Genomic DNA, 12,893 nt, shown 5'->3' with positions numbered 1-12,893 from the left:
AGGAACTGGTTCGCTGAGCCCACAACTGGGTCGCTGAGCCTGTCGAAGCGTCCCGCCCCGAAACCTCAGACCTGGTCGAGCCGACCCGACCCGGCGAAGGCCGGAGCGCCGACCGCGATCGCCGCAGACGCACCGAGGCCGAAGGCCGTACGTGCCCCGACGATGTCCTCATCGCCCTCGTCACCGATCACCGGCACCGTTCCCCACACCGGCAGCGCGGCCGCGTCGAGCACCACATCGACCCCCGGCCCCACCTGGGCCGACGACGACAACAGCACCGTCACGGGCTTGTCCGCGACATCCACCGGCACCGTCAGCGGCCCGCCGATCGACGGGAACGCGAGATCCGAGATCCGCACGATGCGCGAATCATCGACGTACACGCCGGCCTCGGAATCACCGACCATCGCATCGAGCGGCCACGATTCGAACAGCCGCGAGATCAGCGCCAGCACCGGTGCCGACGTCCCGGCGAGTCCGATCCTCCGCCCGTGCAGGTTCGACAGGGTCGAGATGTTCCGGCCCAGGTTGATCGGATGCTGCCGCTCACCGATGATCGGCACCACGACGACCCGCTGCGTGATCGCGAGCAGCGCCCCCGCGGCGGCGGTGCGGTCGGGCCCGGGGCCGGAGAGGTCGCCGAGCAGCAGCACGTCGGCCGCGGCATCCAGTTCGGCACCGAGCGCGGCGCGCGCCGCCCGTCCGGAGCCCGAGCGCACGGCGAAAGAGGCGAGGGTGGCGTCGTCGACGCGCAGCAGACGGGTCATCAGCGGGCCTCTCTCATCCAGCGGGTGAACGGCTGATCGCCGTGCGAGGCGAGCAGCCCGCGCGTGCGCAGCACGGGCGTCACGTGCTCGGCGAACTCGCGCAGGCCCCACGGGTTGGTGTCGAACAGCAGGTTGAAGCCGTCGGCGGCCCCGGCATCCACCCAGTCGGTCATGATGTCGACGAGCCGTTCGGGCGAGCCCACGAAGAGCTGGTGCCCGAACCCTGCGAAGTACGGCAGCAGCTCGCGCACGGTGAGGTTGCCGGCCGCGCCGTAGGCGGCGATCGCCTTGCGGAACCCGATGGGTGCGGCCGAGGGGTCGCCCGACAGGCGCTGGATCTCGCCCTCGGCCGGGGCGTCGAGGTCGAGCCGCGAGCCGTCGATGCCGAACATCGCGGTGAATCGCTTGAGCACGTAGCCGTCGGGGCTGAGCTCGTGGATCGTCTGGAAGCGGCGCTCGGCCTCCTCCTCGGTCGAACCGACGACGAGGTGGATGCCGGGCAGTACGAGCGGCGCGGGCCGCCCGAGCTCCGCCGACCGGCGGCGCAGGTCGAGGCGGTTCTCGGCCGCCGTCTCCTTCACGGTCTCGGCCGCGAACACGGCTTCAGCGCTCGCGGCGGCGAGCTGACGCCCGCGCGGCGAGCCGCCGGCCTGCACCACGAGGGGTGCGACGTCGGGCAACAGGGCCCGAATCGCGGGATCGACGCCCAGATCGGCACGACGGATGCTGTCGCCGAAGTACTCGCCCTCGTGCACGTAGTCGGTGTCGCCCTGCACGGCGGCGAGGAACGCGGTGTAGGCATCGACGAACTCCTCGGCGCGGGCGTAGCGCTCCTCGCGTCCGGGGTCGGAGGTGTAGCCGAAGTCGGTGACGGCGGGACCGGTGACCCCCGTGACGACGTTCCACCCGAACCGTGAGCCGCTGAACGCGCTGATGCTGAGCAGACGGCGGGCGAGTTCGACCGGGTCGTTCGTGCTCGACGAGACGGTCGAGATGATGCCGAGGTGCTCGGTCTCGGCGGCGACCGTGGCCAGTGCCGCGAGGGGTTCGAGGAGCCGACTCGGACGGATCGCCGGGTTCGATGCGAGTCCCGGGGTGTCGGCGAGGAAGATCGCGTGGATGCCGGCGTCCTCGGCCGTGCGGGCGGCGTCGCGCCAGAAGTCGGCGCCGAACACCCGCAACGGGTCCTCACCCGGCGCGCGCCAAGCACCGGCATCCGTGCCGTAGTCGTAGACGTTCGCGCCGATCACGAGGGGGCGGGTCATCGGGCGGGCTCCTTCTCAACGGTCGCGGGTGCTTTCGTGGATGCGGTGGGGGATGCCGGAGCGGATGCCCCGAGCCGACCCGTGCCGACGTACCAGATCTCGGGGAGGTCGCTGCCGACCAGCGCGCGTTCGCCGAGCGCCCGGGCCTTGAGGTGCACGGGGTTGTGGTTGCTGAGCGTGCGGGCGTTGCGCCAGTGCCGATCGAGGGCGAGGCGGCCGTCGACGAGCGATCCGCCGCCCAGGTCGAAGACGCTCTGCGCGGCCTGCTGCACGAGCGCCGGCACCGTGATCTGCGCGCGCGTGACGGCGAGGTGCCCGTCACCGGTCTGCTCGGCGAGGGGGCGATCCAGGTCGGCTCCGAGCAGCACGGCCGCCGTGCGCACCGACGCCACCACGGCCTGCGCGAGACCGTCGAGAGTGCCGATGCGCTCCTGGAGCTGCGGGTCGTCGGCGGGCACGGCGGTCGAGGCGTGGCTGAAGTTGCGGGTGCGCGAGCGCAGCCAGGCGATCGCGTCGTCGCGGGTGCGCAGCGCGATCCCGGCCAGCGTCGCGAGATGCGTGAGCTGCAGTACGGCGTCGAGGTTGCCGAGCCGGTCGGTGCGCGAGCCCTCGCCCACGCGCACGCGCTCCGGGTCGACGATCACGTCGGTGAACTCGACCGTGCCCGACGTGGTGAGCCGCTGGCCCACGCCGTCCCAGTCGTCGTGCAGCACGACGCCCTCGGCATCCGCAGCCACGATCGCGACCAGGTGGCGGCCGTCCTCGTCGGAAGCGAGCACCGAGATCCGGTCGGCGTAGCCCGTGCCGGTCGCATAGGCCTTGCGTCCGTTCAGACGCAGGATGCCGTCGGCATCCGTGCGCAGCGTCGTGCCCACCGTGCCGATCTCTCCGGCGCCCTCGGTGGTCGCGCCTGCGAAGAGCAGGCCGGCCGCGATCTCGGCGGTCGCGGCATCCGTCTCACCGCGCGCGATGGCGCGGGCGGCGCGGTCGCTGGTGGTGAAGTGCGTGCGCAGGCTCTGCGTGACGTTCGCGTCGGCACGGGCCAGGAGGATCTGCAGGTCGACGAGCTGCGGGTACGTGAGCCCCGCGCCCCCGGCGGCGACGGGCAGTCTCGCCGCCGTCAGGCCGAGGCGGGCGAGCTCGCGCACGTCGGCGCGGAGTCCCCGCTCGGGGTCGCGGTCGTGGTCGCGCGCCGGCGACTCGGCCGCGATGCGGCCGATGACCTCATCGATCTCGGCGACGTTCGCCAGGGCGACCCCGACGTCTGCGACCGAGGTGAACGCGAGCAGATCCTCCGGCATCCGTCAGTCCGTCCCGCCCGCGCCCGACGGGCCGGAGTTCGGCCAGCCCGCGGGTGCCGTGCGACCGGCCGGGTCGAGCGCCGGACGCGTGCGGCCGTAGGCGAGCGCGTGCACGAAGCGGCGGCGGAACTCGGTCAGATCGAACGAGGTCACCGCCCGCGTCGAGGCGCCCTCGGGCGTGCCCCACACCAGCGGCAGGCCGTCGCTCGTGAGAGCGACCCGGGTCGCGAGCGAACCCGCGGCCGGGGTGAAGTCGACCGGGCCCTCGATCCAGCCCGTCACGATCTCGGGGCGATGCAGGATCACCGACGACAGTCCGTCGTGGGCGGCCGAGATCCGGCGCCCCCACTTGTACTGGTAGAAGTCGTTGTACGCATCGAGGATCGTGCCCGCGAAGTGCGCCGCGGGCAGATCGGAGCCGAGCAGCAGCGCCGTGACGTCCTCCTCGAGCAGCGCCTGCGAGGTCACGTTGACGCCCACCATGATCACGTTGCCGCTGTTCACGGCGCCGAACACGGCCTCGGCCGCCGCGCGGTCGTTGTTCGTGTTCGCATCGGTCACGGTCGGGGTTCCGGGCGCCGGGTACGGGCCCGCGCCGCCCATGATGACGACCGAGCGGAACTTCAGGAACAGCTCCGGGTCCTTCTCGAGCGCCAGCGCGATGTTCGTGAGCGGTCCGAGCGGGTGCAGGTCGATCTGACCCGGGTGCTCGTTGGCGATGCGCACGAGGTAGTCGGCCGCGGACTCCGCCTCGAGCGTGGGCTCGGGGCGCTCGAAGCCGCGGTCGCCGAGGCCGTCGTGTCCGTGCACGAACCAGGCGATCGACGGGTCGCCGTCGAGGGGACCGCTCGCGCCCAGGTAGATCGGGATGCGCGGGGCGTCCGCCACGTCGAGCACGTACGCGACGTTGCGGGCCGAGTCCTCGACCGCGCAGTTCCCGTAGATCGTCGTGATACCGACGATCTCGACGTCGGGCTGGGCGAGCAGGTAGAGCAGGGAGTGGGCGTCGTCGATGCCGGTGTCGGTGTCGACGACGATCCACTGCTTCTCGGGGGCGAAGTCGGGCATGATCCTGCTCTCAGTGCTGGTGCTGGTGCGCGGGCTCGGCGAGCTTGAACGCCAGGCGTCCGTGCGCGAAGCCACCACCGGCGCGGATGGCGGTCGCGACCCAGGCGGCCTCGGCCAGTTCGGCCTCGTCGGCACCGGCCGCGACGGCCTTCTGCGAGTGCGCGTCGATGCAGTACACGCACTGCGTGGTGATGCCCACGGCCAGCGCGATCAGCTCGCGGTACTTCAGCGGGATCGCCCGCGACTCGTCGGGAGCGAACACGGCGCTGTCGAAGGCCGCGAACGCCGCGAGGATGTCGGGGGTGTGTTCCTTGTAGACCTTCGTGTAGGTCTTGTCGGCTTCGCTGTCGAAGTAGGCGCTCATGCTCTGCTCTCTGCTGGTGTGCGTCGGGTGCTCCCGCCGCCGGGCGCGACGGCGCCACCGAGGAAGGAGGGTCTACCGCGACGCTAAGACCTGCGGCATCCGCCCCGCACCTCGGAGTGCAACACGAGGTCATCCGGAGCGAGCGGTCAGACCTCGTCCTCGTCGCTGAGTCGGCGGGGGCCCGCCCCGAGACTGCCGAGTGCGTCGTCGGGGTTCAGTAGACCGCACGCCTTCATCGACAGGCATCCGCAGCCGATGCATCCGGTCAGTTCGCGTTCGAGGCGTTCGATGCCCTCTCGACGCTTCTCGAGCGCGCGCTTCCAGCGGCGCGAGGCGCGCTGCCAGTCGTCGTGGCTCGGGGTCTCGGTGAGCGGCACGTCGGCGAACGCCGTCTGCACGTCGGCGAGCGGGATGCCGAGGCGCTTCGCCACCGCGATGAGCGACACCCGCCGGATCATGTGCCGCGGGTACCGGCGCTGGTTGCCGGGCGTGCGGAACGAGGCGATGAGGCCGATCGACTCGTAGAAGTGCAGAGCGGATGCCGCGACCCCCGTGCGTCGCGTCATCTCGCCGATCGAGAGGGCGTCCTCGGCGGTGTGCGCGGCATCGGCGTGCGAGGTCATCCCTGCCTCCGGAATACTGTGGCTCATGCCCGCGGATCCTGGCCCGCGGATTTGACCTAAAGTGTACTTGAGGTTTTAGCGTGGAACGCTGACCCGAAGGAAGACCCGATGACCTATGTGATCGCCCTGCCGTGCGTCGATGTCAAGGACCGCGCGTGCATCGACGAGTGTCCCGTCGACTGCATCTACGAGGGTGAACGCTCGCTCTACATCCACCCCGATGAGTGCGTCGACTGCGGGGCGTGCGAGCCGGTGTGCCCCGTCGAGGCGATCTTCTACGAGGACGACCTGCCCGACGAGTGGACCGACTACTACAAGGCGAACGTCGAGTTCTTCGACGAGGTGGGCTCGCCCGGGGGTGCGGCCAAGGTCGGCATGATCGCGCACGACCACCCGCTCATCGCCGCACTTCCCCCGCAGGAGGGCGCCGAGTGAGCACCTCAGAATCCGGCATCCCCGTCCCCAGTGCCGTCGGCGAAGGGCTCAAGGCGGCGTTCCGCACCCACCCCGCCGGCGTCGCGATCATCACCGCGGCGACCCCCGAGGGGCCCGTCGGACTCACGGCGTCGAGCGTGGCATCCGTCGCCGTCGACCCGGCCGCGATCGTGTTCTCGGTCACCCGGGCGACCGGAAGCGCGGGCGGGCTCCTCTCGGCCCCGACCTTCGTCGTGCACCTGATCGATCACGATCACTCCGAATTGGCGCAGAGCTTCGCCGTGAGCGGGTCGGAGCGCTTCACGCCCGAGCAGCAGTGGAGCACCCTGCCGACGGGCGAGCCGTACCTGCCCGCAGCCCGCTTCGCCCTGCGCTGCCGCGCGCTGCAGACCGTGCCCGTCGGTACGTCGAGCGTGGTGATCGCCGAGGTGCTCGAGGTGTTCGCCGGCCCGCAGGGCCGCCCCCTCGTCTACGTCGACCGCAAGTTCCGCAGCCTCCCGCACCAGCCCTGACCGGCCCCGCGCGTACCCAACTCAGGAACATCGCCCTTCGAACGGCAGTTTCGGCCACTGAATCGGACGATCGCGCCCGTTCTTCCTGAGTGAGGTACGCCGCCGGCGGCGCATAAGTCCTCAGAACCGGCCCCCGAACCCCGGTTCTGGCCGAAAACTACGCCGGAACGCCCGTTCTCTCCGGAGTTGTGAACCCCGATCCGCTCACACCGCGGCGGTCGAACCCCGGTCCGTGAGCACGAACGGCAGATCGGCGGGCGGGACCTCGCCTTCGCCCAGCTGCGCGAGCACCGCGGCGGCCGCGCGCTCGCCCTGCTGCAGCGGGAACTGATCGACCGTGGTGAGCCCGAAGATCTCGCCGAGCTCATGCCCGTCGATGCCGATCACCGAGAGCTCCTCCGGAACGCGGATGCCGTGCTCCCGCGCCGCGAGGATCGCCCCGATCGCCATCTCATCGGATGCCGCGAACACCGCGGTCGGCCGTGGACCGCCCCCGCCGAGCAACTGATGAGCGGCGCGCAGGCCGCCCGCGATCGTGAAGTCGGCGGCCACCACGAGCGACGGGTCGACCGGGATGCCCGCGTCGGCCAGAGCCTCCTCGAACCCGCGGCGACGATTGGTCGGCACGTGGAACTCCTCGTCGAACTCGGCGGTCGCCCCGATGTACGCGATGTCTCGGTGGCCCAGCCCGATCAGGTGCTCGGTGGCGAGGCGGGCGATGCCGAGCTCGTCGACCGTGAGGGTCTCGAGGGTCGGATGCGGTCCGCCGATCGCGATGATCGGCATCCCCAGCTCGAGCAGCCGACGCGTCTCGTCGTCGTCGAGGCGGATCGACACGGCGATCACGGCATCCACGCCCTGGCGCCGCAGGAAGGTGTCGAACACGTGGCGACGCGTCTCGCGGTCGGGGGTGATGTTGTAGAGGGTGATGTCGAAGCCGGCGCGCATGAGCGCCGACGACACCCCCGACAGTACGGTGCTGAAGAACCAGCGGTCGAGGTAGGGAACGATCACGCCGACCGTGCGGGTGCGCCCGGAGGCGAGGCTCGATGCACGCGACGACACCACGTAGCCGAGGCTGTCGGCGGCACCCAGAACCCGTGCGCGCGTCTCGTCCGAGACCTTGCCGCGCCCGCTCAGGGCGCGCGAGACGGTCGCCGTCGAGACGCCGGCCAGTCGTGCCACGTCGTCGATGCTCGCCATCGCGCCGCCTTTCGAGGATCGTTCGAATCGAAGAAGAGAAGATCGGATGCCGGGGCCGCCCGCGAGCGCGACCCCGGTCCGATCGCCGAGGGCATCAGCCCCGCGTGAACCAGACGGTCGTGTCGACGGGGAGCTCCGAGCCCGCGAAGGGCTGGCTCTTCACGAGGAACGTCGCGTCGCCGGGCAACGCGATCGGTGCGGTGCCGAGGTTCGCGACCACGTGCACGTCACCGCGGCGGAAGGCGACGGCATCCGCACCGAGGTCCTCCCAGACCAGCGAGCCCGAGCCGAAGCCGTGCGCACGGCGCAGCGCCAGCAGTTCGGTGTAGAGCGAGAGGGTGGAGTTCGGGTCGGCCAGCTCGACGTCGCGCGCGTACGTCGCCCATTCGTCGGGCTGCGGCAGCCACGAGAGTCCGGTGTCGTTGAAGCCGAACGCCGGGGCATCCGCCTCCCAGGGCAGCGGCACGCGGCATCCGTCGCGTCCGTAGCGCTCGTGCTTCGTGCGGAACCAGGTCGGGTCCTGGCGGTACTCGTCGGGGATCTCCATGGCCTCCGGCAGGCCCAGTTCCTCGCCCTGGTAGAGGTACGACGATCCGGGCAGCGCGAGCATGAGGGTCGTCGCCGCGCGGGCGCGGGCGAGGCCGATCACGGCGTCGGGCTTGTTCGGGGTGTGGGGGCCGATGCCCTCGCCCTGCGGGTTGTCGACCGTGAGGGCGAGGCGGGTGGCGTGGCGCACCACGTCGTGGTTCGAGAGCACCCAGGTGCTGGGGGCGCCGACCGCTCCGAAGTCGTCGAGCGATTCGCGGATGACGTCGCCGAGTGCCTTCGCGTCCCACGCGGTCATCAGGTACGGGAAGTTGAAGGTCTGGTGCATCTCGTCGGGGCGCACCCACAGCGAGGTCTTCTTCAGCGTCGGCAGCCAGGCCTCGCCGCAGAGGGCGCGGTCACCGTCGTACTCGGCGAGCAGTTCGTGCCAGTCGCGGTAGATGTCGTGCACGCCGTCCTGACCCCAGTACGGCACGTTCGCCTCACCGCCGCCCATCGAGTCGGCATCCGACGGAGGGGTGTAGTCGGGCAGGCCGTCGGCCTTGATCATGCCGTGCGCCACGTCGACGCGGAACCCGTCGACGCCGCGGTCGAGCCAGAAGCGCAGGATCGAACGGAACTCCTCGCGCACCTCTTCGTTGGTCCAGTCGAAGTCGGGCTGGGTGGCGTCGAAGATGTGCAGGTACCACTGGCCGGGGGTACCATCGGCCTCGGTCACGCGCTGCCACATGCCGCCGCCGAACACCGACTCCCAGTTGTTCGGGGGCAGTTCGCCGTTCTCACCCTTTCCGTCGCGGAAGATGTAGCGGGCGCGCTCGCGGCTCCCGGGCGCCGCCTTCAGCGCCTCCTGGAACCACACGTGCTGGTCGGAGGAGTGGTTGGGCACGAGGTCGACGATCACGCGGATGCCGCGGGCATGGGCCGTCTCGAGCATGGTGTCGAAGTCGGCCAGGGTGCCGAAGAGCGGGTCGACGTCGCGGTAGTCGGCGACGTCGTAGCCGGCGTCGCGCTGCGGGCTGGTCATGAAGGGGCTCAGCCAGATCGCATCGACGCCGAGGTCCTTCAACGAGTCCAGGCGGCTGGTGATGCCGGGGAGGTCGCCGATGCCGTCGCCCGAGGCGTCGGCGAAGGAGCGGGGGTAGATCTGGTAGATGACGGCGCTGCGCCACCACTCGGATCCGGGCGCGGCGAACTGTTCGATTTCAGGCATCCCCCGAGCCTAATGCAAGCGCTTGCATCACTCGCGCACCGCGCACCCGGGAGTACGCTGACGGCACCATCACGAGGAGGTGTCGCATGATTCCCGAGATCAACTACTGGGCCGTTCTGCTGGCCACGCTGTCGAGCATGATCGTCGGCTCGATCTGGTACTCGCCGAAGGTGTTCGGTACGCGCTGGTCGAAGCTCGCGAACGTCGACATGGATCGTCCGGCGGCCACCGCGGTCTGGCCGATCATCACGACGGTCATCGTGAGCTTCATCACGGCCTGGGTGCTCGCCGGAGCATCCGCCATCGCCTGGCACTTCTACGGCGGATCCTGGTTCTGGGGTGCCGTCATCACCGCGGTCACCCTCTGGGCCGGCTTCACGGCGGCCCGCTTCATCACCCACGACGCCTTCGAGGGGCGCTCGACCCGGCTCACGACGCTCAACATCGCGCACGAGCTCGTGACGGTGCTCGTGATGGCGGCGATCATCGGGGTGTGGCCGCCCGCGATGACCGTGTAGGCGGCTTCGGTACCGGCCGGTTATCCACAGATTTGGGTATATCGGTTAGGAGCTTTTCCCCGTCGCTACGCTGGCCCGGCACCGTCATGTGGTGCGCGGCGACAGGGGGTCGGGGTGAGCAGGATTCAGGCGGATGCCGGAGTCGATTATCGGGTGGATCCGGACGGGGTCCTCGGGATGCTGGCGGGGCTGGACACCCTCGGCGGCGACTTCGAGTCCGCGCATCGTGAGATCGACAGCGCCGCGGCCGAGGGCCCGGCGGCGCTGACCGTCGACGGGCGAACGGCCGTCGCGAACGCGTGGCGCACCTTCATGGAGGATCGCCGCATCGTGCCCGGTGCCGTCATGTATTCGATCAGCGCGTCGGCGAAGGCGGTGGGCGACGCCACGGTGGTGATCGTCACCGGAGATGAGCAGATGGCGCAGGCCGTCGTCGATGCGAGCTTCGGTGTGGACGTGATGCTGTGAGCGCGGTGCGCGGCGAGCTGCCGTTGCTGCTCGATCCAGTGGCGCTCGAGATGCTGGGTACCCAGGTGTTCACCGCCGCGAGCACCCTCGCCGACGCGGCGAACCAGGCGAACGATCAGTGGAAACGCCTGCCCGAGGTGTTCGTCGTCGAGGATGCGGGCATCGCCGAGACGATGCTCGACGGACCCGCCGGGACCGCCGCGGACTTCGTCGAGGCGATGAAGTCGGCCCGCCGGGTGCTCGATGAGTTCACCGTGACCACGATCCCTGCGTTGCAGAAGCGACGCGACGAGCTCGAAGCCCGCATTCTCACCGTGAATCAGGAGTACGAGACGGCGCAGTCGGGGCTCGAGTCGGCGGATGCCGCGTACTGGCGGTCGTACGAGACCGATCCGGCATCCGACTCGACGCGGCGGGCGGGCGAGGCGCAGACCGATGCCACGGATGCCTGGCGCGACGCGCAGGATGCCGTCATCGCGCTCGAAGCCGACATCCGCGTCTTCCGTATCGACGTCGAAGCAGCCGAGGACTTCCTCGCCTCGGATCTGAAGGGGATCAGCGGGGGCGACGATCCGCGCGGAGCGTGGGGTGTGCCGGTCACCAGCACGCAGAGCTTGTGGGGTGACACGGCCGCCCCGTACCCGGGCGGCCCCGTGAGCGACGAGACATTGGCCGACCGGCTGCGTGGAGACATGTCGGATGCCGTGGCGGCCCGGATCACCGCGCTCGGCAACGGCGACCCCGACGATGCGAAGGAGTGGCTCGGGGCGCACCCGGACTTCGCCGGGACCGTCGGGTTCGTCGACGTCGATCGGGCGCGGGCGCTGTGGGATCAGCTCGGGCGTGCGTCCACCCGCGGCGATGACGGAGCCTGGGCGATGGGGCCTCTCGCCGTGCTGCTCGGTGGGGCACCGACCGTGATCGGGAACCTGAACGGCATCCCCGCGGCCGCGAAGGACGAGTTCAACCGGGCGGAGCTTGAGCGGTTGCTCGATGGTGAGCTGACGGATGATCAGCGGCGGAAGTTGGAGAGTGTGCAGGATTTGCTTGACGACGCGGAGGCGGATTCGGCGCCGATCATTTCGCTTCTGACTTTGTTCTGTGAGACGGATGACGGAAGCCCCCGTGTCAGCCTCGGGTTCGGTGACGTGGATAACGCTGATCAGGTCACCACGCTGACCCACGGCATCTCGACCGACGTTACTCAGATCGGGGAGTGGTCCGATTCGGCGATTGCGTTGCAAAAGGCCACATCGGCCGAGCTCTCTGAGGTCGGCTCAACGGCGACGACCGCCGTCGTGCTCTTCATGGAGTGGGACTCGGGAGGGCCGTCGAACGTGTGGGAACTCGAGAGGCCACACGCAGGTGCAGAAAGACTCGCGCAGTTGCTTCGCGGGTTCGACCGGTCGAATCCGAACGTGCAACTCGATCTCGGTCTGCATTCGCTCGGCACGACAATGGGGGCCGAGATGGTCGCGAACAATCCCGGGCTCGTGCAGAACGCGTGGCTGTACGGATCGGCGGGCATTGCCCAAGAGACGGCGGCGGACCTGGAGAACCTCATCCGGCGAAACGAGCTGAACCTCTTCGCAACCCATGCCGAAGACGACTTCATCGCTCCGATGGGCAGGTTCGACGTGTCCACTCATACGGTCGACCCGCGAAACATTGCCGGCACCGAGACGTTCGGATCCGACGGTGGGTGGGTGCTCGGCTACGGCGACGGTGACAGGGATTGGGGCGAGAAAGTCGAGGGGCACAACTCGCAGGCGAGTACGGAGTGGTTCTATCTCCTCGACGGATTCAAGACCCAGCAGACGGGAGGAATGTCACCGTCGTTCATCCCTCAGTGGGACGACGAGGCGGTCGGTTACCTCGACCCGCGTTCGCAGTCCTTCAAGCAGACGGTCGTCGATCTCGTCGATTCGATCGTCCTGTCCGAGGGAGCGCGTTCGTGAACGATGTGCGACGCGCGACGAGTGCAGCGCTGATGGCGGGGTTGCTTCTGGTGATGAGTGGATGTGGTGAACCGATGACGGATGAAGAGTTGTTTGAGCAGGCGCGTGCGGTGAACTTCGAGTACAAAGCTCAGGTCGCCGACGTGCAGATCCAGATCTTCGATGGAGAGTGGGACGTTACCGGATACGGAGACTCCCCCGAAAAATGTGGGAACGATGGATACGAGTTTGATCTGATTCGATACACCCCGGAGGGCTGGCACCTCGACGCCGCGCCGATGGCTATTGCTGAGAGCCTGGCGGAGTGGATGGGCGAGAATGGCTGGACGAACGTCAAGATCCGCGGTTATTCCGGGGAGATAGCCGACGTTGTCGTTGAGGGAGCTTTTCCTGAGGCGCACGTGAAGTTGCTGGTCGCGGACATCAGCCCTGGGGAACTATACGATCATGTTGCGCTTTACGCGACGAGCACCTGCGAGCCCGGTGACGCGCATACGATCTCGACGATGAGGCGGCCTGGTGAGGGTGAGCGCGAGAAGCTGCCGGCGTCTGAGCATCCGACCGCGCCGCCGAGTTTCGGTCACACCGAGGACGGCAAGCGCCGCTTCTGGAAAGACAGCGAGTGACGCGGCCATCGAGGATGCTCACAGCGGCG

14 protein-coding genes are annotated in these 12,893 nt (G+C 69.4%); 6 read left to right on the top strand and 8 right to left on the bottom strand.

All coding sequences use genetic code 11. The features are described from left to right. Positions 1 to 65: 65 nt before the first annotated feature. From WFJ97_RS08315 to soxR, 6 genes are all read right to left on the bottom strand, one after another. Positions 66 to 767 (bottom strand): hypothetical protein, encoded by a 702-nt coding sequence (locus WFJ97_RS08315; protein ID WP_336641121.1) that lies wholly within the window; start codon positions 765 to 767, stop codon positions 66 to 68. Next, entirely contained in the window at positions 767 to 2,032 is a 1,266-nt protein-coding gene (locus WFJ97_RS08310) for an LLM class flavin-dependent oxidoreductase (protein WP_336641120.1), read from the bottom strand. Before WFJ97_RS08310 ends, WFJ97_RS08315 begins: the two co-directional genes overlap by 1 nt. Further along, positions 2,029 to 3,333 (bottom strand): acyl-CoA dehydrogenase family protein, encoded by a 1,305-nt coding sequence (locus WFJ97_RS08305; protein ID WP_336641119.1) that lies wholly within the window; start codon positions 3,331 to 3,333, stop codon positions 2,029 to 2,031. Before WFJ97_RS08305 ends, WFJ97_RS08310 begins: the two co-directional genes overlap by 4 nt. 3 nt (positions 3,334 to 3,336) lie before the next feature. Further along, positions 3,337 to 4,401 carry a nucleoside hydrolase gene (locus WFJ97_RS08300; protein WP_336641118.1) on the bottom strand — a complete coding sequence of 355 codons (1,065 nt, stop codon included), beginning with the start codon at positions 4,399 to 4,401 and terminating at the stop codon, positions 3,337 to 3,339. A 10-nt stretch (positions 4,402 to 4,411) separates the two neighbouring features. Then, the gene (locus WFJ97_RS08295) at positions 4,412 to 4,765 is read right to left on the bottom strand and encodes a carboxymuconolactone decarboxylase family protein (protein ID WP_247623661.1); all 354 of its coding nucleotides are present in this window, start codon (positions 4,763 to 4,765) and stop codon (positions 4,412 to 4,414) included. Between the two features lie 146 nt (positions 4,766 to 4,911). After that, on the bottom strand, positions 4,912 to 5,388 hold the full coding sequence (gene soxR, locus WFJ97_RS08290) for a redox-sensitive transcriptional activator SoxR (RefSeq protein WP_247634004.1): 477 nt from the start codon (positions 5,386 to 5,388) through the stop codon (positions 4,912 to 4,914). 108 nt (positions 5,389 to 5,496) lie between these two features. On the opposite strand from soxR, the gene fdxA reads away from it, so the two are divergent. Next, positions 5,497 to 5,823 carry a ferredoxin gene (fdxA, locus tag WFJ97_RS08285; RefSeq protein WP_247623660.1) on the top strand — a complete coding sequence of 109 codons (327 nt, stop codon included), beginning with the start codon at positions 5,497 to 5,499 and terminating at the stop codon, positions 5,821 to 5,823. Next, a complete protein-coding gene (locus WFJ97_RS08280) occupies positions 5,820 to 6,335 on the top strand; it encodes a flavin reductase family protein (protein WP_336641117.1) in 516 nt (171 codons plus the stop codon). The genes fdxA and WFJ97_RS08280 overlap by 4 nt, the downstream gene beginning before the upstream one ends. Before the next feature lie 204 nt (positions 6,336 to 6,539). Here the strand turns inward: WFJ97_RS08280 and WFJ97_RS08275 are convergent, their stop codons facing one another. Continuing rightward, positions 6,540 to 7,538, bottom strand: coding sequence for a LacI family DNA-binding transcriptional regulator (locus WFJ97_RS08275; protein ID WP_336641116.1), 999 nt, complete (start codon positions 7,536 to 7,538; stop codon positions 6,540 to 6,542). Between the two features lie 94 nt (positions 7,539 to 7,632). Beyond that, complete coding sequence (locus WFJ97_RS08270) at positions 7,633 to 9,294, bottom strand: glycoside hydrolase family 13 protein (protein WP_336641115.1); 1,662 nt, start codon at positions 9,292 to 9,294, stop codon at positions 7,633 to 7,635. A gap of 86 nt (positions 9,295 to 9,380) precedes the next feature. Here WFJ97_RS08270 and WFJ97_RS08265 point away from each other — a divergent pair, with 86 nt between their 5' ends. The 4 genes from WFJ97_RS08265 to WFJ97_RS08250 all read left to right on the top strand — a co-directional run bounded on the left by WFJ97_RS08265 (position 9,381) and on the right by WFJ97_RS08250 (position 12,864). Further along, positions 9,381 to 9,812 carry a DUF1761 domain-containing protein gene (locus tag WFJ97_RS08265; protein ID WP_247633089.1) on the top strand — a complete coding sequence of 144 codons (432 nt, stop codon included), beginning with the start codon at positions 9,381 to 9,383 and terminating at the stop codon, positions 9,810 to 9,812. Between the two features lie 114 nt (positions 9,813 to 9,926). Next, complete coding sequence (locus tag WFJ97_RS08260; RefSeq protein ID WP_336641114.1) at positions 9,927 to 10,280, top strand: hypothetical protein; 354 nt, start codon at positions 9,927 to 9,929, stop codon at positions 10,278 to 10,280. Next, positions 10,277 to 12,238, top strand: coding sequence for an alpha/beta hydrolase (locus WFJ97_RS08255; RefSeq protein ID WP_336641113.1), 1,962 nt, complete (start codon positions 10,277 to 10,279; stop codon positions 12,236 to 12,238). The genes WFJ97_RS08260 and WFJ97_RS08255 overlap by 4 nt, the downstream gene beginning before the upstream one ends. Next, complete coding sequence (locus tag WFJ97_RS08250) at positions 12,235 to 12,864, top strand: hypothetical protein (protein WP_336641112.1); 630 nt, start codon at positions 12,235 to 12,237, stop codon at positions 12,862 to 12,864. Before WFJ97_RS08255 ends, WFJ97_RS08250 begins: the two co-directional genes overlap by 4 nt. Positions 12,865 to 12,893 lie beyond the last annotated feature (29 nt).

Origin of the sequence: Microbacterium sp. USHLN272 (assembly GCF_037149655.1) — a bacterium.
GTDB classification, from domain to species: Bacteria; Actinomycetota; Actinomycetes; order Actinomycetales; family Microbacteriaceae; genus Microbacterium; species Microbacterium galbinum.
Note: the sequence above shows the minus strand (reverse complement) of the source record. Positions and strands in the feature narration are given on the sequence as shown.

Excerpts from the sequence above, each read along its gene's own strand:
- WFJ97_RS08270 (WP_336641115.1), bottom strand. The coding sequence starts at position 9,294 with ATGCCTGAAATCGAACAGTTCGCCGCGCCCGGATCCGAGTGGTGGCGC.
- WFJ97_RS08275 (WP_336641116.1), bottom strand. The coding sequence starts at position 7,538 with ATGGCGAGCATCGACGACGTGGCACGACTGGCCGGCGTCTCGACGGCG.
- WFJ97_RS08295 (WP_247623661.1), bottom strand. The coding sequence starts at position 4,765 with ATGAGCGCCTACTTCGACAGCGAAGCCGACAAGACCTACACGAAGGTC.
- WFJ97_RS08300 (WP_336641118.1), bottom strand. The coding sequence starts at position 4,401 with ATGCCCGACTTCGCCCCCGAGAAGCAGTGGATCGTCGTCGACACCGAC.
- WFJ97_RS08305 (WP_336641119.1), bottom strand. The coding sequence starts at position 3,333 with ATGCCGGAGGATCTGCTCGCGTTCACCTCGGTCGCAGACGTCGGGGTC.
- WFJ97_RS08265 (WP_247633089.1), top strand. The coding sequence starts at position 9,381 with ATGATTCCCGAGATCAACTACTGGGCCGTTCTGCTGGCCACGCTGTCG.
- WFJ97_RS08315 (WP_336641121.1), bottom strand. The coding sequence starts at position 767 with ATGACCCGTCTGCTGCGCGTCGACGACGCCACCCTCGCCTCTTTCGCC.
- WFJ97_RS08310 (WP_336641120.1), bottom strand. The coding sequence starts at position 2,032 with ATGACCCGCCCCCTCGTGATCGGCGCGAACGTCTACGACTACGGCACG.
- fdxA (WP_247623660.1), top strand. The coding sequence starts at position 5,497 with ATGACCTATGTGATCGCCCTGCCGTGCGTCGATGTCAAGGACCGCGCG.
- soxR (WP_247634004.1), bottom strand. The coding sequence starts at position 5,388 with ATGACCTCGCACGCCGATGCCGCGCACACCGCCGAGGACGCCCTCTCG.